This window comes from Francisella halioticida (assembly GCF_002211785.1).
GTDB classification, from domain to species: domain Bacteria; phylum Pseudomonadota; class Gammaproteobacteria; order Francisellales; family Francisellaceae; genus Francisella; species Francisella halioticida.
Genome location: NZ_CP022132.1, coordinates 99,895 through 121,044, shown reverse-complemented (window position 1 = coordinate 121,044; position 21,150 = coordinate 99,895). Strand labels below are relative to the sequence as shown.

Genomic DNA, 21,150 nt, shown 5'->3' with positions numbered 1-21,150 from the left:
TAGTCTATGGATAAATCTTTTCTAAAACCAAAATACTGGGGAGTGTGGATCATCGTTGGCTTGTGCAAAGTCATTGTAAACATTCTCCCATACAAAGCTCTAATGCATCTTGCCATTGGCATAGGATTCTTAGCAAAACCTATTGCAAAAAAACGTAATCAAATAGCTATTATCAACTTGAAAATAGCATTTCCTGACAAATCTGATAAAGAAATAAAAAAACTTGCTGACGAAAGCTACAAATCTGTATGCATGGCAGGATTTGAAAGTTTAATTTCATGGTTTATGTCAGAGAAAAATTTTAAAAAATTAAACATAGATACATCAGAATTTGAAACTTTTATTGAAACTCATAATGACCCAAATAAGACTCTTTTAGCCCTAGGATTTCACTTTCATTCATTGGAGATTGCTGGAAGGTATGTTGGCGATAATATTAAGCCTCTTTCTATAATGTACCAAAAACATAGTAGTCAATTAATGGAGTATATTATCACCTCTTCTCGTGAGAAGTATATTGACAAATGTTTTCAACGCAAAAATATAATTTCTGTGATAAAAAGCCTCAAAAAAGGCATGACTATGTGGTACGCTCCTGATCAAGATTTCAAAGAGCATATTATTTTCGTAGACTTCTTTAGTAAGCTTTGCTCTACTTTGACAGTTACTCCATGGCTTGCTCAAAAAACTGGAGCAACAGTAGTACCCATGTACTATGTTAGAAAAAAAGATTTATCAGGATATAAGCTAATCTCTTGTGAGCCAATTGAATTTACTGGAGATCCTTACAAGGATGCCAACATGACAAATAGATTCCTTGAGAATGCTATCCGTAAATATCCAGAGCAATATCTGTGGCAACATCGCCGTTACAAGACAAGGCCTCCAGGTGAAGAAAAGATTTATTAGTTATTTATGATTGATGCGCTATATGTTAAACTTCTAGATAGTACCTTAATTGAAGAGTAAGATGAGCAGTAAAAATTTTAAACCTAAGAACTGGGGTATATGGCTTATAATTAGTATAATGAAGGGTGGTTCAAAATTGCCTCTATTTACTCATAAATACATTGTTCTAGCTATTGGATTTACTATTAAACCTTTTCTAAAAAATCGTAATGAAATTGCTCGAGAAAACCTTAAAATTGCTTACCCAGAAAAATCGGATAAGGAAATAAAAAAACTCGTTAAAAAAAGTTATTACTCAATGGTTCTCTCTGGAGCAGAAACTACTGCTGCTTGGCTTCTATCAAAAAAAAGGTTTAATAAAATAAAGTTTGGATGGGGTGAAGGTTCTAGAGAAAGGTTCGAGAAATATCATAGTGACCCTAATAAAAAATTAATTATATTAGGCTTTCACTTTCACTGTATTGAAATAATTGGAAGGTATATGGGCAAAGATTTTTCTCCTTTTACAGTTATGTACCAAAAAAATGGTAACCCTCTTATAGAAGATTTAATAAAAGATTATCGTGAAAAAAATATTTATAAATGTTTAGATAGTAAAAGCTTTATATCTGTTATTAGAAATCTAAAAAAAGGTTATACAATGTGGTATGCTCCAGACCAAGATTTTGGTTTAGAAAGCTCTGGAATTGAAAACTCAGTTTTTGCTCCATTTTTTGGCAAACTTTGTGCTACACTCACAGTAACCCCATGGCTTGCTCAGAAAACTGGTGCTGTTGTAGTTCCTGCATACTATGTAAGAGAAAAATGCTTGAAAAAATATAAAATTGTAACAGGTGAACCCCTGGAGTTTACAGGCGATGCTTATAAAGATGCAGAAATTACTAATAAGTTTCTTGAGGATGCTATTCGTAAATATCCAGAGCAGTATCTATGGCAACATCGTCGCTATAGAACAAGACCAAATGGCGAGCCACAAATTTACTAGAGCTTAATTAACATGTTTAAAAAAAAGTCATTTATTAAAGGTTTTTCCTTAGTTGAATTGATGGTTGTAATAGCAATCATAGCTATTCTCGCATCTATTGCTATACCAACGTATAACAATTATATTTTAAGAAATCATCGTAATGAAGCAACATCTGAGTTATTAGCAGCATCAAATGCAGCGGATAACTTCGAAATTCGTAATGGCTCATTTCCATCTGGAAACGATATAAATTCTTTTTTTCACTCCAATACACAAAGTCAACTTTATACATTATCATATATTGGTTCAGGCTCAAGCTATACAATTACAGCAACAGCCCAAGGAACTCAAGCAGCAGATACTCCATGTGCAAGTATAGAACTTGAAGTTGATGGAGCTATTGTTGATAGAACCCCTACAGCTTGTTGGGACTAACAAACTACTAAAATATTTAATTCAAAAATCAAAGGGACTACTAAAAATGGCAAATTATAATACAAATGAATTTAAAGGTGGCTTAAAAATTCTAATAGATGGGAACCCTATGGTTATTATCGAAAACGAATTTGTTAAACCTGGTAAAGGTCAAGCTTTTAATAGAGTTAAACTTAAAAACTTGCTTAATGATAGGGTCATAGAAAAAACTTTTAAATCAGGAGAATCTGTTGAGTCTGCAGATGTCGAAGAATTAAGCGCTGTATACTCATATTTTGACGGTGATAGTTATGTATTTATACACCCAGAAACATTCGAACAATATATGGTTTCTGAAGAGGGGTTAGGTGAAACTAAAAAATGGTTAAAAGACCAGGACGAGTATCAAGTAATTTTATTTAATAGTCAACCTATCTCAATCATTCCACCAAACTTTGTAAACCTTGAAGTTATAGAAACTGATCCTGGTTTAAAAGGTGACACTGCAGGAACTGGTGGTAAACCTGCAACATTGTCTACTGGAGCCGTTGTAAGAGTTCCTCTTTTTGTACAAACTGGTGAAATTATAAAAGCTGATACTAGAACATCTAGTTATGTATCTAGAGTTAAGGACTAATAAGATATGCAATCTTCAAATAACTTAGTTTGGATCGACCTGGAAATGACAGGTCTTGATGTAGAGCAATGCAAAATAATTGAAATTGCTGCAATTATTACAGATAAAGATTTAAATGTCGTTGCTCAAGCTGAACCAATTGCCATTTATCAACCTGATAAAGTTTTACAAGAGATGAATGAGTGGTGCATCAAGACTCATGGAGAGACGGGTCTTACTCAGAGAGTTAAAGATAGTAAAATATCTCTTGAAGAAGCCCAGCTGAAGGTTCTTGATTTTATTAAACAACATGTTCCGTACCAAAGCTCTCCTTTATGCGGCAATTCAATATGGCAGGATAGAAGGTTTTTAGCTAAATATATGCCGAAAATAGATGATTACTGCCACTATAGAATGCTTGATGTTACAAGCCTAAAGCTTCTGAATGAGTATTGGGGCGATGGTGAAGTATTTAATAAGAAAGCAACTCATAAAGCTTTAGATGATATTCAAGAATCAATTGCTGAACTAAAGTTCTATAGGAAAAAGTTATTATCACTTTAAGGAACTATACAACTTTTAATTATCTCTAGCCTGTTAATAGCTAGCTGCTCTACTCACCCACTTAGAATATCTGATGAAACATGGTAGGAAATGACGCCTGAACAACAAGCTCAAGAAATTACAAATATAAAAGCTCACCCTGAATATGGCCAATATATAAAAGTGCGTAATTAGAAAAGGTAAGTACCAAACTTTTATTAATAACTAGAATGATATTCTAGCATTTGGTTTTGATGCTATTAAGGGTAAAACAACTACAGTTAACCTAACATACTACCAAAACAATAATAGTTTTTTTAATGAGAGTTAAAAACTATATATTTCATTGATAGACTCTCAGATTAAAATCTGTAAAGACCAGGATGCTTTTTCATATGATTGCTCTGTAATAATAGCAACAATGCCTCAGTATAAAAAAGGCGCTAGAGTAAAAATAACTGCTGGTATAATAAAAGGAACTGCTAGATGTAATATGGTTTACGGAACAATAGGTCTGGTAGAGACCGTAATGCGAATATAATCATAAATGTCTGATAATAATTCTCATTATCGTGTATCACAATTTAATATTTTTTGATATAATTGCTACACTAAAATGTCTTAAAAAATGTATTCTTGAGAACTAATTATGAAATATGCTTTAGTTGGCAACCCTAACTGTGGTAAAACGACAATATTCAACTCTCTAACTGGGCTTAATCAAAAGGTTGGCAATTGGTCAGGTGTGACCGTTGATAAAAAAATTGGCGTTTTTAAATCAAATGATAAGAAGATAGAAATTGTTGATATTCCAGGTATTTATTCTTTATCTGTCTCTGATGAAAACTCTATTGATGAACAAATAGCATACTCATTTATTATTAAAGAAAAGCCAAATGCAATTATTAATGTAGTAGATGCATCAAACTTAAATAGAAGCCTATATTTAACGGTTCAACTTATAGAACTTGGATTACCAGTCATTTTAGCTGTAAACATGGTAGATGTTGCAACTAAAAAAGGCATTATTATACATTATGATGAATTAGAAAAAACTCTAGGGTGCAAGGTTTTGCCTATAGTTGGATCAAAAAATATAGGTATCCAAGATCTAAAACAAACACTTGCTAATTTACAAAGCACACCAGACTTCGACCTAACAAGATATTATCCTAATGCTGTCTTTGAACTAGAAAAGCAAATTAGTGAATTGCGTCAAAATAAAATAGGCAACTTATGGCTTACTACGGAACTTCTTGATGACAAAGATATTCAAATTTCTCAGGAAATTAAAGCTGAAGACCTAGATACACTAAAAAAATCTATAGATACAAATCAAAACGTAAATATAGCAAAATCACGCTATAATGCAGTTGCTGAGATTATAAACATTTCAACTGAAAATAAAAAAGTTTCTCGAATCAATCTTACAAAAACTCTCGATGCAATATGTATGAATAAATACTTGGGTGTACCAGTATTTCTACTTATGATGTATTTAATGTTTTTATTTTCCATCACACTAGGAGCAGCAGTACAACCGCTATTTGATGATTTCTCTAGTGCTATTTTTGTTGATGGTGTTGCTTATTACTCAAACTTAATTGGTTTACCTATAACATTGACTCATATACTATCACAAGGTTTTGGTACAGGTATCAATACCGTTTTAGCATTTATACCTCAGATTGGATTTTTATTTATATTTCTATCAATACTTGAAGACTCTGGCTATATGTCTAGAGCTGCTTTTGTTATGGATAGGTTTATGCAGTCAATTGGCCTATCAGGAAAAGCATTTGTTCCTTTGATTGTTGGTTTTGGTTGTAATGTTGCATCTGTAATGGCTGCAAGAACTCTTGAAACTCGAAAAGATCGGCTAATGACTATCATGATGTCCCCTTTTATGTCTTGTGGCGCAAGGCTAGCAATATTTTCAGTATTTGCTACAGCTTTTTTTCCAAGTCATGGAGCATCAATAATATTCTTGCTATATATCACAGGCATCATAGGTGCCATAATAACAGGCTATGTAATTAAGTTTACTTTTCTGAAAGGAGATACATCTCCATTTATTCTAGATATACCAAACTACCACCTCCCTCATGCTAAAACAATCATGTTATATAGCTGGAATAGGTTAAAATCATTCCTTATTAGAGCTGGTAAAGTTATTGTACCTGTAGCAATTATTGTAGGAAGCTTAAATAGTATTTATATAGCTAAAAACGAGACCTTTCTTAGCTATGGAAGTAAAGAGATTACTCCTGTGCTAAACCCTATTGGAGTCAATAATGATAATTGGCCAGCAACTGTAGGGTTAATAACTGGAACACTAGCAAAAGAGGTTGTTGTTGGTACGCTAAATACTATCTACACACAAGCAGATGATAATGGTATACCAAAGAGCTTCAGTGCTATAGATAGCTTTAAAGATGCAGTAAGCACTACGATTAATAACTTCAAACATATAGATTTCAATCCAATAACTTCAAATGAAGCTGATGCAAATATGAGCACTACTGCAATAGGCAATATGGTTAATAAATTTGGTTCAAGTATTGCTGCCTTCTCGTACTTACTTTTCGTACTACTATATGTTCCTTGTATATCAGTAATAGGTGCAACAGTTAGAGAAGCTACTAGAGGATGGGCTATTCTATCAATAATATGGAGTACATCTATTGCATATATAGCTGCATTATTGGTTTATCAAACAGCAAATATTATCAACACACCTATAAAATCAATAACATATATCACAGGTGCTATTATTTATACTTTAATCATTGTGTTTACGATGAAGTATTTATCAACTAAAATAAAATTTGTTGCAAATCTTACAGGGTGCTCAAGCTGTAATACTAAACGCTCCTAATTTACTGGTCATTTTAATACCCATTTTCATAATTTCTTAAATAAAATACTTTAATATCTCCATCAGAATATGATACGATAAAAATTAAGTGCACTTGAGGGTGTGCTGACATCAATTCAATTTATAAAAAAACTTGAGAGGAGTTTTTATGTCAAAGTTCGTCTATGCCTTTAGTGAAGGCAATAAGTCTATGCGTGATTTACTGGGTGGAAAAGGTGCAAACCTTAGTGAGATGCTAAACAGTGGTCTTCCTGTACCTAATGGCTTTACAGTAACAACAGAGGCCTGTCTTAAATATTATGATAATCGTCAGAAACTAGGAAAAAAAGTTAAGGAACAAATATTTTCTCATATTGCCGATTTAGAAAAAAGAACAGGCAAAACTTTTGGTGGTGGTAACAACCCCTTGCTTGTGTCAGTGCGTTCTGGTGCTAGAGTTTCTATGCCAGGGATGATGGATACAGTTCTAAACCTAGGCTTAAATGATGAAGTTGCCAAAGCTATGATAGCCAAGACAAATAATGAACAATTTGTTTATGATAGCTATAGAAGATTCATAATGATGTTTGCTGATGTTGTTATGGATTGTGATAAAAAACCTTTTGATAAAATACTTGATGAGAAAAAATCCAAAAGGAAAGTCAAAAATGACTGTGACCTAAGTGCAAATGACTACAAAGATATCGTTGCAGAATATAAAAAACTCTATAAAGATCTAGTAGGCAAAGAATTTCCTACAGATCCTATTAAACAACTCTTAGCTGCTGTTGAGGCTGTATTTAGATCATGGAATGCTGAAAGAGCTATCATATATAGAGAGATCAATAATATTTCAAATAACTGGGGTACTGCCGTTAATGTTCAAGAAATGGTATACGGTAACTCTGGCGATAATTCTGGCACAGGAGTAGCTTTCACAAGAGACCCTTCTACTGGAGAAAACAAGCTCTTTGGTGAGTACTTAATCAATGCTCAAGGTGAAGATGTAGTTGCAGGTGTAAGAACTCCTGCTCATATTTCTACCCTTCAAGATAAAATGCCTCAAGTATTTAAAGATTTTGTAAAAATTGCAAAGAATCTAGAGCAAGTGTACAAAGACATGCAAGATATGGAGTTTACTATTGAAGATGGCAAACTTTTTATGCTACAAACAAGAAATGGTAAAAGAACAGCAAAAGCAGCGTTAAAAATAGCTGTTGATATGGCTAAAGAAGGTCTAATTACTAATGAAGAGGCTGTGATGATGGTAGAGCCCCATCTATTAGAACAATTATTACATCCCAAATTTGATGAAAAAGCCCTAGCATCGAAACGCCCTCTTGGTTCAGCTCTTGGCGCTTCTCCAGGTGCAGCTAGTGGTAGAATCTACTTTGATGTTGAGTCATTACTTGCAGCAAAAACTCGTGGTGAAGAGAAAACTATATTAGTTAGAATTGAGACATCTCCTGAAGATATTGCAGGCATGAATGCCTGTAATGGTATTCTTACATTGCGAGGAGGTATGACTTCCCATGCTGCAGTTGTTGCTCGTGGTATGGGCAAATGTTGTATATCTGGATTAGAATCTGCAAGAATTGATGAAGAAAAAAGAACTATCACTTTCGAAAGAGGTCAAATTTTCACAGAAGGTGATTACCTATCTTTAGATGGAACAAAAGGTAATGTTTATAGAGGTATTATTAAAACCGTAGATCCTGAGGTTACTCAAGATTTTGAAGAGTTTATGAAGTTTGCTGATAGTGTGCGTAAACTTCGTGTCAGATGTAACGCAGATACTTATAAAGATGCTTCTGTTGCAAGAGCTTATGGCGCTGAAGGTATTGGTTTATGCCGTACTGAGCACATGTTCTTTGAAGAAGATCGTATCTCTTATGTTAGACAAATGATCCTAGCTAAAGATAAAAAAGAAAGACAAAAGGCTCTAGATAAGTTACTTCCTGTACAGCAACAAGACTTTGAAGAGTTATTTGAGGCAATGGATAACCTAGCCGTAACAATTAGATTTATTGACCCTCCTCTACATGAATTTCTACCTCATGAAGTTGATGAAATAGATGCATTAGCAAGAGAATTTAATATTAGTTACACTGAACTAGAATCACGAATTGAATCTCTTAGCGAAATGAATCCAATGATGGGACATCGTGGATGTAGACTTGCTGTTACATACCCAGAGATTATAGAAATGCAGACAAAAGCTATCATTTATGCTGCAATATCCAGTAAACGTATGGGTATAAATGTTAAGCCTGAACTTATGATTCCATTAGTAAGTACTCTTGGCGAGTTTAAGCTACTAAGTGGAATAGTTAGAGAGGTTGCAGATACTATTCTTAATCGTGAAGATATAGAAGTTGATTATAAAATTGGTGTAATGCTTGAGACTCCTCGCGGTGCCATTGGTGCTGGTATGCTTGCAGAAGCTGGTAGTGAGTTCTTCTCATTTGGTACAAATGATCTTACTCAGATGACTTTTGGCTTTAGTAGGGATGATGCTAATAAATTCATCAAAGATTATCTTGAGCATGGCATCTTAAGCTTTGACCCATTTGCTAGACTTGACCCTAAAGGTGTTGGTAAATTAATGGAAATAGCTAAAGAAGGTGTAAAAGCTATAAATCCTAATGCTAAAATGGGCATATGTGGTGAACATGGCGGTGAACCATACTCTGTTGGCTTTTGCCATGACTTAGATCTTGACTATGTATCTTGTTCACCATTTAGAGTCCCGATTGCAAGATTATCAGCAGCACAAGCAAAAATTTATGCTGATCGTAAATAATATTTTCAGATCATCCTATTTTAATTATTCTTAAAAAAATCATTAGTTCTGCTAAAACCAGGTTTACACTAAAATATTATATGGCTACAATTAATGTATAAACTTTTAATTAGGAATATTTTCTCTCCAGAGATATTTTTATACTAGGAAGATAAGTGAAAGTGTATAAAGTAGTGAATTCATGTGTACGGATGAAAATAGATGTTGATTCTATAGTTAAGATATTAGGTAACAATAAAGCTTTTTCTAGAGCTATCACTACCGTGTTTTTTCAAAAAAACCAATCTCAAAGTAATTCTTCTCAAGCACTCCTCTCCCTCACAAAAAATATTATCTGTCTCTAATTAGCAGACAAAAATGAAACTATTCAAAAAATTAAATATCGGGGACAATAATGATAATAGATAAAATTTGGAAAAATGGTGAAATCGTCTCTTATGAAGATGCAAAAGTTGGTATAAATACACATTCTTTGCATTATGGTTCATCTGTATTTGAAGGTATAAGAGCATATGAAACACCTAACGGTATTGGTGTTTTAAAATTAAAAGAACATATGGAAAGATTTATATACTCTATGAATGCTCTTGGCATGAAATGTAAATATAGCATTACTGAACTATGCCAAGCGGTACTAGATATAATTAAAGCAAGTGGTAAAAAATCGTGCTATATAAGACCTCTAGCATACTATGCTGAAGGTACTGTAAGTGTATTGCCAGCTAAGGATCATCCTGTAGATATTGCTATTTGCTGTATTGAAATGGGTAGGTACATGTCTGCTGATGAGGTTGATATTAAAGTTAGTAAATATATCCGTATTCATCCTGACTCTACAATTTGTGATGCTAAAATTGGTGGAAATTATGTCAATAGTATTTTAGCTTCTAGAGAGACTTTAGGCACGCACTATCATGAGGCTTTATTACTTGATGTAAATGGAAACGTTGCAGAAGGTGCAGCAATGAATATCTTTTTTATAAAAGATGACGAAGTAATAACTACTCCTTTAGGAACTATACTAAATGGTATAACTAGAAAACTTATTATCCAGATAGCTCGAGATCTAGGCTATAAAGTTACAGAACGTTTATTTAAAATCAATGAGCTAACAAATGCTGACGAAGCTTTTTTCTCTGGTACTGCAGCTGAGCTAACTCCTATAGTAAGTGTAGATGATAATAAGCTAAAAAGCTCTGACCATACTATAACCAATCAAATAAAAGAGGTCTTCCAGAAAATTAAACAAGGTGAAGCTTATACAGATATTTTAACTTATGTAGAGGAATCTTAATATGGATAAGAAAAAAATTTATATACTTGACACAACTCTTAGAGATGGTCAACAATCTCCAGGAGCAGGTATGTCTTTTGAAGATAATATCACATATGCTGATCTAGCAGATAAGTTACACATTGATATTCTTGAAGCAGGCTTTCCTTCAGCAAGTAACACCGATTTTAAAATAGTGAATACTATTTCAAAGAGAATGGCCGAAAAAAAATCAAATATGACTATTGCAGGATTATGTCAGTTACGTAAAAATCAAGTAGAGATCACTATGGATGCGCTACGCCCTTCTCTAGAAATAGGTAAAGCAAGGGTACATATTTACTTACCTGTAGATCCTAACCTGGCTCAAGCAAGCTTAGGGAGCAAAAATGATAATGAACAAAATATCAAAAATGCCTATGAGCTAGTTAAGCTTGCTAGTGATGAGGGGTTTGAAGTCGAATTTACTGGTGAGGGATACTCTAAGCTTGGTGATACTTTTGACTATGTTACAGATGTTTTTAGAGCCTCAATATCAGCTGGAGCAACTATAATTAACTGTCCAGACACTATTGGTGGTTCATGCGAGAGAGAGGGTAGTAACTACTTTGTTACAAATATGTCTAAACATGCAAAAATTATCAAAGAAGAATTTCCTGACAAAGATATAATCTGGTCTGCACATTGTCACAATGACCTAGGCTTAGCATTAGAAAACTCTATGAATGCAGTCTTTGATGGGCCTGCAACACAGGTAGAAGGTTCTATCAATGGTGTTGGTGAAAGAGCTGGTAATGCTTCTTTAGAGCAATGTATTATGTTTATAAATCTTTTTGGCAAACAAAAAAACTGCCATTACTACAATGATATTGATATTTATAGCTTTAAAGCTATTTCTGATTTCATTGGTGAAAAAATGCTATCTAGACAACCTCACTACCCTATTACAGGTCTTAACTCAGCTAGACATACGTCTGGTGGGCATACTAATGCAATATTGAACAATCCATTAGCATACCAGCCATTTCATCCAGAATCTGTTGGTAATGAGATTAGCTTTGTATTTGGTCCTCTTTCTGGAGGAAATCATGCCAAAAAAATTATTGAAGAAAATGGTTATGTTTGTGATGATAAAGAAAAAGCAAAAATTGCTCAACAAATAAAAGATATTTACAATGAGCGTAGAAAAGGTATCACCGATGAAGAATTAATCACTGCTTATAAACAAATTAAATCACCTATCAATGCCACAAGTATTAACTATGGAAAATCCAATGGTGAAACATATATTGAGCTTAAAGGTAACTTCTTTGGTAATGAAAATTATAGAATAGTTGATAATAGTGAAAACTCCGCTTTATCAGCCTTACTGAAAGGGATCCAAGAGTATATACCTGAAGTAAATATTTCAGATTATTTCTCTAGATCATTAAAAGATGATGGTATTAACTCTAAATCTGAAAGCACAATTATAATTAAGGCTGGTGATAATAGTCCTACTTTTGAAGGTATTGCTATCGATCAAGATATAGAAATATCTACACTTAAAGCCCTAATCATGGCTACGAATAAATTATATGTAGAAATAAATTATAGGAGATAACATGAAAAAAAATATTATAGATAAAATTTGGGATGCTCATGTAGTAAAACAAATACCCAATTTTCCAGATATATTATATATAGATAGAATGCTGATGCATGAAGTAACTTCAGCTCAAGCATTTGATAAAATAAAAGAGTTAGGCGCCAGTATAAATAATACTAAATCTATTATTGCTACTTTGGATCATAGTGTCTCAACCTCACCTATTAATCGCTTAGAGATGAAAGATAAGGTTGCTCAAACTCAAATTGAAAAGCTACGTAGTAATGCCAAGGAATTTGGTATTGATTTCTATGACTTTGAAAGTCAGCATCAAGGTATTGTTCACGTAATAGGGCCAGAACTTGGATTTACTTTACCAGGTACTACTCTTGTATGTGGTGACTCTCATACGGCAACGCATGGAGCGTTTGGTACTTTAGCCTTTGGTGTAGGAACATCTGAAGTTGGCCATGTACTTGCTACAAACTGTATATTACAGTATAAACCAAAGACAATGAAGGTTGAGTTCACAGGCAAGCCTTCAGATTTAGCAACGGCTAAAGATATTATAATGAAGCTAATCGCTAATATTGGTATTGGTGGTGCTGGCGGTCATATTATAGAATATGTTGGTCAGGTTATCAAAGATATGTCTATGGAAGAGCGCATGACTCTATGTAATATGTCTATAGAATGTGGTGCAAGAGCAGGCTTAATTTCTCCAGATGAAAAAACCTTTGCATATCTAAAAGGGAAAAAATATGCTCCTCAAGGAGAGGATTTTGATAAGGCTATAGATCATTGGAATAGTATTGTAAGCGATGAAAATGCTCATTATGATAAAACTATAACTGTTGATATTGAAAATCTTGAGCCAATGATAACATGGGGAATAAACCCTCAGCATGCAATAAATGTATCAGCTAAAATACCAAACCTTAAAGATATCCCAACTCACCAACATAAACTAGCCCAACAAGCCTATGACTATACTAAGCTTAATGCTGATGAAAATATACTTGGTAAAGAAATTCAATGGGCATTTGTAGGTAGTTGTACTAATGCTCGTATAGAAGATATGCGCGCTGTGGCTGAAATACTAAAGGGAAGAAAAATAGCTAAAAATGTTACTATGTATATAGTTCCTGGCTCTGAGCAGGTAAGAAATATCGTGATATCAGAAGGCTTAGATAAGATTTTCACAGATGCTGGAGCTGAGTTTAGAATGCCTGGCTGTTCAATGTGTGTAGCAATGAATGATGATAAAGTTCCTGAAGGACAAAGATGCATTAGTACATCAAATAGAAATTTTATAGGCCGTCAAGGTAAAGGAAGTATAACTCATCTTGCATCACCACAAACAGTTGCTGCTAGTGCTGTTATGGGTGAAATTTGCAGTGTTGATAAACTATAAATAAGGAGTTATAAGAAATGCAAGCTTTTAAAAAATTAACATCAAGTGCAATTCCTTTGTGGTTGAGTGATATTGATACGGACATGATTCTTCCTGCTAACTTTCTAACTCAAATAACAAAGGATGGTTATGGTAAAAGTCTATTTCACAATTTAAAAGAAAAGGATAGTAATTTTATTTTCAATAATCCAAAATATTCTAACTCACAAATATTGATTGCTGGAAATAACTTTGGTTGCGGATCGTCTCGAGAACATGCTGTTTGGGCTCTTACTCAGGCAGGTATCAGGGTAATAATTGCACAATCTTTTTCTGACATATTCTTCAATAATGCTGCTAAAAATGGCTTATTATTAATTTCTCTAAATAAAGATATTGTTAAAGACTTATGTGACAAGGCTGAGGATCCAGAATTTGGTATAACTGTTGATCTGGAAAATCAAACTGTTTCTGATGATGGAAATAATTATAGCTTTGATTACGATCATTTTCGTAAAGATTGTCTTATCAAAGGACTTGATGATATGACTTACCTTATCGAAAAGCTAGATCTAATCAAACAATTTGAACAATCAAGAAGATGCTAAAATGGAAAAAAATATTGCTATATTGGCTGGTGATGGAATTGGCTCTGAGGTAATGGAGTCTGCAATTAAGGTTCTTGATGCCATAGCTAAAAAACACAATCATAAATTTAATTATACAGCGGCTCTGATTGGTGGTGGTGCATATGATAAGTATAAAGATCACTGTCCAGAAGAGACCTTAAAAGTATGTAAGAACTCTGATGCTATTCTTTTTGGATCCGTCGGTGGACCTGTTGAAGCTCAAAATGAAGAAAAATGGCAAGGCTGTGAAGCTAATAGTATTTTAGCGCTTAGAAAGCATTTTGGTTTTAATATCAACATCCGTCCTAGCCAAATTTTCTCATCTTTAAAAGAAGCATGTCCTTTGAAAGATAATCGTATAGCTAATGGTACTGATATTGAGATCTTTAGAGAACTATCAAGAGATATCTACTTTGGTGAGCATAGAACTTTTACTGATGAAGCTGGTACAAGATGTGCTACTGATATAGCCGAATATGATGAGCACACAATTAGAAACATTGTCATACAGGCATTTGAAAGGGCTACTCAACGCTCAGGAAGGTTAACTTCTGTGGATAAAGCAAATGTACTTGATACATCAAGGCTATGGAGAAATATAGTTAATGAAGTAGCTAAAGATTACCCAGGTGTAACTGTTAATCATATGTATGTTGATAACTGTGCTATGCAAATGGTACTAAATCCAAGCCAATTTGATGTTATGGTTACAGGTAATTTGTTTGGTGATATTATTTCAGATCTTGCTTCTGTATTACCTGGCTCAATTGGCCTAGTACCATCTATCAGCTTAAATAAAGATGGTTTTGGTCTTTATGAACCATCTGGAGGCTCTGCATACGATATCAAGGGCCAAGGTAAAGCAAATCCTATTGCACAAATATTATCAGCATCACTAATGCTTTCTTATTCATTTGGATTAGTATCAGAAGCTGAAGCTATTGCTAATGCTATTAACATAACTCTTGAAGATAAATTTAGAACTCAAGATATCTATACTCAAGGAACTAAGCTTACTTCTACGCAAGAGTTTACAGATGAAATTACAAAAAGATTATAAACTTATTTACCCTAACTAAATATCATATCTGTTAGCTATAGCAGTCACAATCTTGGCTACTACACTATATATAATTCCTAAGATAATAGTAACTACTCCTAACCATAAAAAATAGTTTTCATAAATACTCAAACTTACCATAGGATCAATCTTACCATTAGGTATACAACAAGCTGACCTAATTTACCAAATAATGCTCCTCCTAGAGCTATTGCAAGCATAAAGAAACCCATACCCAATGTTACTTTTTCTAAAATAAATCGCTATTAGTGGGAATCCTACTGCTGCAACTAAAAGCTCAGCTAAAGCCCCAAAGAAGAAATAAACAAACATCCAGTTACCATCCACAAAACCATTTATCTGTGTTAGTTTTATTATTACATATAAGCTTAGAGGTGCTATACCTGCAATTACAGTTCCTATATAATATTTATACGGTATAGATAAATGTTTTATGATGCTTGATAAAATATAATTTTTTGTAACTCTTTCCTAAGAGAAAAATAAAATATCTTAGCCATCTTTTTACATTTGTTTTTTTAAAAAAACTGCTAGACTCAATTTTATGAATTTTCATTTTTCTTTAAAACAATTACAAATTTTTATGGCTTTAGTGAAATTCTCAAATTTCACTAAAGCAGCGCAATTTTTATATACTACCTAACCGGCTATTTCAATACAGATGAAAAAGCTTGAATATCAAATTGGAACAAAGCTTTTTTCACTTAGATCAGACAAAAAAATTCAACTAACTCCATCAAGTAGAACTATTTACCAAAAACCACAAAAAACATATAGTAATTTAGAGTCTTTTTCACAGTTTATTGATGAGTTTCAGCATTCTCTACAAGGTAATTTAGCTATAGGTATTCCATCTAGTTGTTTAGATTATTTATTAAGTATTTTAAAGAATGTTCAATTATACCATCCCAAAGTTACTATTGATTTACAGGTTTTATCACGTGAAGCACTAATAAATTCCATTAAAAATTACGAATTATATTTAGCAATAATGAGCGCTGCTCCAAATCAGGCCTTATCTGTTGAAGTAGTAGATACTTATTCATTATATTTAATTGCTTCAGAAATACATCCACTACTCCATAAGAAGGATATTACATTATCTGATTTAAACAATGAAACTATTATCTTGGGAGAAGCTGGTTCTGAACCACGAAAATATCTAGAAACTTATGTTATAAATCCAACATCAAATTTATTTTATGTGAATAGCTCTGATGGTGTTTATAAAGCAGTACAAAATAATCTTGGTATTTCCATAGTGGGAATTTTCAATAATAATATTGAAAAATTCAGCAGAGTTAAACCTATAAATATAAAATCTTTGCCTGTTGAAAAGCCTCTAAACCTTGTCTGTAACTCAATTGAAGAGTTATCTCCTATCGCTAATAAATTGCGCCAATCTTATTTATTAACTACTTGTATAAAATAGATATATTTTTTTCTTATGATGCCATTAAAAAGTTTAATTTCCTTTCATTAGGTCAATCTAATATTATTCAATTGGACTTAAAGTTTCATTAAACAAAAATCTAATTAGCCCAATATGGCATTAAGAAATAGGAGATAATCATGTTTAATTTATATCAAAAAATAACCGATAAAAAAGTAGCAGCTGATATAGGATATATAGAAAAGGAAGCTCTTTACTATAAAAATAACGATGAAATAGATGGGCTAAAAAAAATACCTACAGAAATATATAATGCAAGGTATCACGACTTAAATTTGTTAGAAAATGGTTTTTGTTTATTAGCTGATGATAGTGGAGTATATAGTTTAAAAAATGAAGATGACGTCTTTAGCTACTTTGAAGCATTAAAAAAAATTATAATGTCCTCAGAAAAAGCTATAGTCCAAATCTTATCACCACCTTTTATGATTACGGGTGCGGTCATTTGAATATCTTGCTTGATTATATTTGCACCAGTTATATATTTAAATAAGTAACCAAACCCTTTGTTTACAGCTGATTTATAACTAGAGTCTTGAACTGTTACTTGAGCTTCTGTAACTGGTGCATAAACCCTCACTGAGAAATTATTATCTTTTTTGACATTTGTATATTTGGCTTGAGGAATACTATTTATACCTAAGATACTACAAGATGATAACGCTAGGGCTGAAGCTATTGAAAGTGATTTTTTTAACATATCTTGTACCCTCTATTTTTTTGTAAAAGATATTTATATTAATAAACCACAATACATGTAGAAAAGAGTTAAAATTTTGTAAAGTTTGTTTTAAACTACAGCTTGAGCAGAATTTAAAATATAATGGAGATTAAAGTATGAATAAGTCACTGAAAATATTAGCATTATTTTTCGTAATGCTTAGTTTTTGTTATGCAGGGGTAGATAAACCCCTTGACCTTTTGATGCAAAGAGCAGCATTAATGCAAGGTGTTGGGGTATGTAAGCTAAAGCTTAAGAGCCACATATATGATGCCAATCAAGAGATACGAGTGCTACAGATTGCTAAAAAATTAGCTAAGCAAAATGAGCTGGAAAGAAATTCATTTTTAACATTCATTCAGCTACAAATGGATTTGTCTAAGCAGATAGAAAACTATTATATAAATAATGCCACTCAACAGCAGCTTGAGCAGCAAGGTTCAGATTGTTTGACTAACTATCGTGATAAAATTAAAAAAGTTAATGTACAATTATACCCAGCAATAAGCAGAAATATTGAATCAATTAAAAAAGATAAAAACCTAGTATCACAACTTAGAAAGCTTGCTAAGAAGCAGCATATACAAGGAATTCCTCAAGATCCTAACTATTTAAATTTAATAGCTAGTAGTTTACAAAATATTAAAAAATCTAAGTAGTAAGAACAAAATTAAAATATAGTTTACTATCAGTACAAATTAAACTAATATATAGTTTCAATATTGATTAATCTTTTGAGAAATTTAATGAAAATAATGTTCTCAGCAGATGGTATTTCTAAAGCTGATTTAGAGAAAACAGCATCTGTTTCAAAGTATGTTGACTGTGTTAAAATTGGTCATATTTTATGTTCAACACTCTCTTTTAAAGAAATTCATGAATTAGTTGGAGATAAAGATATTTTCTTAGATTTTAAGTTTCATGATATTCCAAATACTGTTAAGACTGCGATAGAAAATTATTCAAAATCTATTCCAAATTTTAAGTACTTCACATTTCATGGTACGGCGAGTGATGAAATGGTTAAAGCAGCTCTTAGTGCCGATACACAAGCTATCCCGTTAGCTGTGATTACACTAAGTAGTGATGCTAATTTTGATAAAGCAGATAGCTTAACGAAATTTGAAAGATGTGTGAATTTAGGTGTGGAAAACTTTATATGTCATCCACATTTAGTTGCAGATGTCAGAGCTAAATCTGGGAATAAAGTTAAGCTATATGTCCCAGGTGTAAGGCTTGATAGTGATTTAAGTGATGATCATTTTGATGCTTTAACTCCTAAAAAGGCTAAAAATCTCGGAGTTGATTACATCATTGTAGGTAGACCATTGCTTCGTGCTGAAAATATCGTTGAGAAGCTAAAAGAGTTTAGTTTATAAAAAAAGAAAGCTTTAACCTACTATTTTTTTAACGTGTTGAATGGAGTCAACTTTTGCTAATGATAGACGGATAATGCTATTTTCTATGGCATGTAAACTATGCATAGTATTTGGGTCTAGGTAAACTAAGTCACCAATTTTTAGATTATGCTTTTTCTCATTTATATAAAAATTAAGATCTCCTTTAATTAGCATAATAGTTATAGGGTGTGGAGCAGCATGTTCTTTCATCGTTATATCTTTTGGTATGCTTACTTGCATTTCTTTAGCTAAGGGTGTTTCTATTAGCTTTTTTATAATAACTTTGTTTTGGTTAAAATCAGCATCTTCAATAAAATTTACAAATTCCGTCATAGTTGACTCCTTTTTTAATTAAATTACGTATTTAAAATACATAATACAAATATAAGGGAATCCATATATCAAGTCAATCTGGTTATTTGAATAGCACTATGCAAAAAATGCATAAGATGTTAAAATTTACAAAATGTTTTAGCTTTATATCTATGCAAAATCATAATCTAAAAAAAATTATAATTTCACCACCATTTGGAAAATATCTTAAGTTTAAAGAGACTTCAAATGTTTATGGTTCTTTTACAGTAAATAGACGTTGGGGACTTATCAAACAAGCAATTAAAACTATTCGTAAAGTAGAGAAAAACTCTTGGCGTAATAAAATTGGCTTACGTAATCCAGGACTAGCAAATGTAAATCCTCCTAAGAGAGCTCAAGATATAATATCACTGGCAGCATTAGAAATAGCTGACTGGCATAGTTTTGCAGAAACTTTAAAGTTGCCAAAATTTGCCAATCATAATAATATCGAGATAAATATAGGTTGCCCAAATGCTAGTATCGTAGATTTTCCAGTTGAGCTAGCATCTTTGTTTGAAGGTAGGAATATTAGTATCAAGATGCCTCCAACTATAGATCATAATGTGAAGATAAGAGAATATCTTGCAGTAGGTATTACCACATTTCATCTATGTAATACTATCCCTACAGATAAAGGCGGTATTTCTGGCTATCCATTACATGAGTACAGTTTACCAGCTATCAAAAAAGCTAGAGAAGAGTTTGGTGATAGCATTACTATAATTGGTGGTGGGGGTATCTATACTCTTGAAGATGCTAAAAAATATATACAAGCTGGAGCTAATCATTTATCTCTAAGCTCAATAATGTTTAATCCTATTAAGGGTAAAAAGTTGGTTAAAGAAATTAGTAATCTTTCTTTTTAAGTAATAGTTTATCTGTATTTTTGTATGATTGCGGTGCAAAATCACCCATCCAATCTTTAACTGCTTTGAAATTTTCGATAAAGGTTTGTTTATCACCGTCAGAAACTTTTTTAGCATTAGAGTTTACAAATTCTGCAAATTCAGTAATAGTTTGTTGTCTTTGTTCATCTGACATAATAATATCAGCATATAAGCCTGGACCTTGGCTAAAAAGTCTACCAACAATATTTAGCTCCATTTTATAAACTGGACTAGCTAGCTTTAGCATTTTTTTGATGTCAACATTTTTATATTTGAGAAACATACCTAAGCAATATACACTAAAGTGTTCAATACCTTGGATGAAAGTCATAGCTTGATCATGTTCTTCAGCAGTCATTTTTTCAATACTAAAACCGATCTTAGCGAGATCATCGATAAAGTATTGATATTTATCTTGTTGCCTACCATCACACACTACGATTACTTGATTATCAGGTGAGCTAATAGTTGGTCCAAATATTGGATGTAGTCCAACAACAGGGCCAGTATAGTTAGTTAACATACTGTCTAAAGGTTCTTTCTTGATACTGGTATAGTCAGCTAATATTGTTCCTTGAGATAGGTAAGGTATAGTTTTCTTAATAATATCATTTGTCAAATATATTGGTACAGATAATATCACAATATCTTGATTAGCAAGCTTTTGCTCAGGATTTTGCCAATCACTTTGACCAAAAATAGTTAGAGTATACTCAGGCAAAAATTTACTAAAGATATTTTGAGTCATTTGACCCATTTCACCATTACCACCAATTATACAAATTCTTTTTTGCATTTTTATACCTTAAAACTAAACGTTACTGGGCCATCATTTGTTAGAGATACTTTCATATCAGCACCAAATATTCCGGGTTGGACTTTTTCATATTTGCTCTTAAAAATTTCTTGAAACTCTTCAAATTTACCTTTTGCAATATCCAGAGGACAACCATTGCTAAAACTAGGCCTATTACCATTACGAGTATTAGCAGCTAAAGTAAATTGAGGTACTAGAATAATCTCTCCTTGGATATCTCTAAGAGATAAATTCATCTTGCCAGCACCATCTTTAAATATACGATATTTAAGAATTTTTTCCGCCATTTTCTCAAAGTTTTGATAAGTATCTTCTTTCTCAACACAGATTAGTGCTAAGATGCCTTTATTTATATCAGCAACTTTTTGTTGCTCTACTACTACGTTTGCACAACTAACTCTTTGAACTATACTCAGCATTTTAAAAAATATTTGTTTTATAA

Annotated in this window: 20 protein-coding genes and 1 pseudogene; 17 read left to right on the top strand and 4 right to left on the bottom strand. The window is 32.5% G+C overall.

What is annotated here, in order from left to right:
* Window positions 1–6: 6 nt before the first annotated feature.
* The 14 genes from CDV26_RS00660 to CDV26_RS00590 all read left to right on the top strand — a co-directional run bounded on the left by CDV26_RS00660 (window position 7) and on the right by CDV26_RS00590 (window position 16,505).
* The gene (locus CDV26_RS00660; RefSeq protein WP_088771657.1) at window positions 7–909 is read left to right on the top strand and encodes an LpxL/LpxP family acyltransferase; all 903 of its coding nucleotides are present in this window, start codon (window positions 7–9) and stop codon (window positions 907–909) included.
* Between the two features lie 61 nt (window positions 910–970).
* Complete coding sequence (locus tag CDV26_RS00655; RefSeq protein ID WP_088771656.1) at window positions 971–1,894, top strand: lysophospholipid acyltransferase family protein; 924 nt, start codon at window positions 971–973, stop codon at window positions 1,892–1,894.
* A 12-nt stretch (window positions 1,895–1,906) separates the two neighbouring features.
* On the top strand, window positions 1,907–2,311 hold the full coding sequence (locus CDV26_RS00650) for a type IV pilin protein (protein ID WP_088771655.1): 405 nt from the start codon (window positions 1,907–1,909) through the stop codon (window positions 2,309–2,311).
* Between the two features lie 46 nt (window positions 2,312–2,357).
* A complete protein-coding gene (efp, locus tag CDV26_RS00645) occupies window positions 2,358–2,927 on the top strand; it encodes an elongation factor P (protein ID WP_088771654.1) in 570 nt (189 codons plus the stop codon).
* A gap of 6 nt (window positions 2,928–2,933) precedes the next feature.
* The gene (gene orn / locus CDV26_RS00640; protein WP_088771653.1) at window positions 2,934–3,470 is read left to right on the top strand and encodes an oligoribonuclease; all 537 of its coding nucleotides are present in this window, start codon (window positions 2,934–2,936) and stop codon (window positions 3,468–3,470) included.
* Between the two features lie 325 nt (window positions 3,471–3,795).
* Window positions 3,796–3,990, top strand: a complete 195-nt coding sequence (locus tag CDV26_RS12770; RefSeq protein WP_245806470.1) for a hypothetical protein — start codon at window positions 3,796–3,798, stop codon at window positions 3,988–3,990.
* A 108-nt stretch (window positions 3,991–4,098) separates the two neighbouring features.
* Complete coding sequence (feoB, locus tag CDV26_RS00630; RefSeq protein WP_088771652.1) at window positions 4,099–6,327, top strand: Fe(2+) transporter permease subunit FeoB; 2,229 nt, start codon at window positions 4,099–4,101, stop codon at window positions 6,325–6,327.
* Between the two features lie 148 nt (window positions 6,328–6,475).
* On the top strand, window positions 6,476–9,109 hold the full coding sequence (ppdK, locus tag CDV26_RS00625; RefSeq protein ID WP_088771651.1) for a pyruvate, phosphate dikinase: 2,634 nt from the start codon (window positions 6,476–6,478) through the stop codon (window positions 9,107–9,109).
* Between the two features lie 397 nt (window positions 9,110–9,506).
* Window positions 9,507–10,403, top strand: coding sequence for a branched-chain amino acid transaminase (locus CDV26_RS00620; protein WP_088773415.1), 897 nt, complete (start codon window positions 9,507–9,509; stop codon window positions 10,401–10,403).
* A 1-nt stretch (window position 10,404) separates the two neighbouring features.
* Window positions 10,405–11,985, top strand: coding sequence for a homocitrate synthase/isopropylmalate synthase family protein (locus CDV26_RS00615; protein ID WP_088771650.1), 1,581 nt, complete (start codon window positions 10,405–10,407; stop codon window positions 11,983–11,985).
* Between the two features lies 1 nt (window position 11,986).
* Entirely contained in the window at window positions 11,987–13,384 is a 1,398-nt protein-coding gene (gene leuC / locus CDV26_RS00610; protein ID WP_088771649.1) for a 3-isopropylmalate dehydratase large subunit, read from the top strand.
* Window positions 13,385–13,401: 17 nt separating this feature from the next.
* Complete coding sequence (leuD, locus tag CDV26_RS00605; RefSeq protein WP_088771648.1) at window positions 13,402–13,971, top strand: 3-isopropylmalate dehydratase small subunit; 570 nt, start codon at window positions 13,402–13,404, stop codon at window positions 13,969–13,971.
* A 1-nt stretch (window position 13,972) separates the two neighbouring features.
* Window positions 13,973–15,052, top strand: a complete 1,080-nt coding sequence (gene leuB / locus CDV26_RS00600) for a 3-isopropylmalate dehydrogenase (RefSeq protein ID WP_088771647.1) — start codon at window positions 13,973–13,975, stop codon at window positions 15,050–15,052.
* A 682-nt stretch (window positions 15,053–15,734) separates the two neighbouring features.
* The gene (locus CDV26_RS00590; RefSeq protein ID WP_088771646.1) at window positions 15,735–16,505 is read left to right on the top strand and encodes a LysR family transcriptional regulator substrate-binding protein; all 771 of its coding nucleotides are present in this window, start codon (window positions 15,735–15,737) and stop codon (window positions 16,503–16,505) included.
* A gap of 412 nt (window positions 16,506–16,917) precedes the next feature.
* Here CDV26_RS00590 and CDV26_RS00585 read toward each other — a convergent pair.
* Window positions 16,918–17,226 (bottom strand): annotated as a pseudogene (locus CDV26_RS00585) (SOUL family heme-binding protein); the annotation flags it as partial.
* Between the two features lie 137 nt (window positions 17,227–17,363).
* On the opposite strand from CDV26_RS00585, the gene CDV26_RS00580 reads away from it, so the two are divergent.
* Together CDV26_RS00580 and pyrF are read left to right on the top strand one after the other, a co-directional pair.
* Window positions 17,364–17,906, top strand: coding sequence for a chorismate mutase (locus CDV26_RS00580; protein ID WP_088771645.1), 543 nt, complete (start codon window positions 17,364–17,366; stop codon window positions 17,904–17,906).
* Between the two features lie 87 nt (window positions 17,907–17,993).
* The gene (gene pyrF / locus CDV26_RS00575; RefSeq protein WP_211276374.1) at window positions 17,994–18,626 is read left to right on the top strand and encodes an orotidine-5'-phosphate decarboxylase; all 633 of its coding nucleotides are present in this window, start codon (window positions 17,994–17,996) and stop codon (window positions 18,624–18,626) included.
* A 12-nt stretch (window positions 18,627–18,638) separates the two neighbouring features.
* On the opposite strand, the gene CDV26_RS00570 is transcribed toward pyrF, so the two are convergent.
* Window positions 18,639–18,980, bottom strand: a complete 342-nt coding sequence (locus CDV26_RS00570; protein ID WP_088771643.1) for an AraC family ligand binding domain-containing protein — start codon at window positions 18,978–18,980, stop codon at window positions 18,639–18,641.
* Between the two features lie 152 nt (window positions 18,981–19,132).
* Between CDV26_RS00570 and CDV26_RS00565 the strand changes: the two genes are divergently transcribed.
* Window positions 19,133–19,870 (top strand): diguanylate cyclase, encoded by a 738-nt coding sequence (locus CDV26_RS00565; protein ID WP_088773414.1) that lies wholly within the window; start codon window positions 19,133–19,135, stop codon window positions 19,868–19,870.
* Here CDV26_RS00565 and tyrA read toward each other — a convergent pair.
* Together tyrA and dtd are read right to left on the bottom strand one after the other, a co-directional pair.
* Window positions 19,851–20,687, bottom strand: a complete 837-nt coding sequence (tyrA, locus tag CDV26_RS00560) for a bifunctional chorismate mutase/prephenate dehydrogenase (RefSeq protein ID WP_088771642.1) — start codon at window positions 20,685–20,687, stop codon at window positions 19,851–19,853. The genes CDV26_RS00565 and tyrA overlap by 20 nt on opposite strands.
* A 2-nt stretch (window positions 20,688–20,689) precedes the next feature.
* The gene (gene dtd / locus CDV26_RS00555) at window positions 20,690–21,127 is read right to left on the bottom strand and encodes a D-aminoacyl-tRNA deacylase (RefSeq protein WP_088771641.1); all 438 of its coding nucleotides are present in this window, start codon (window positions 21,125–21,127) and stop codon (window positions 20,690–20,692) included.
* Window positions 21,128–21,150: the final 23 nt, after the last annotated feature.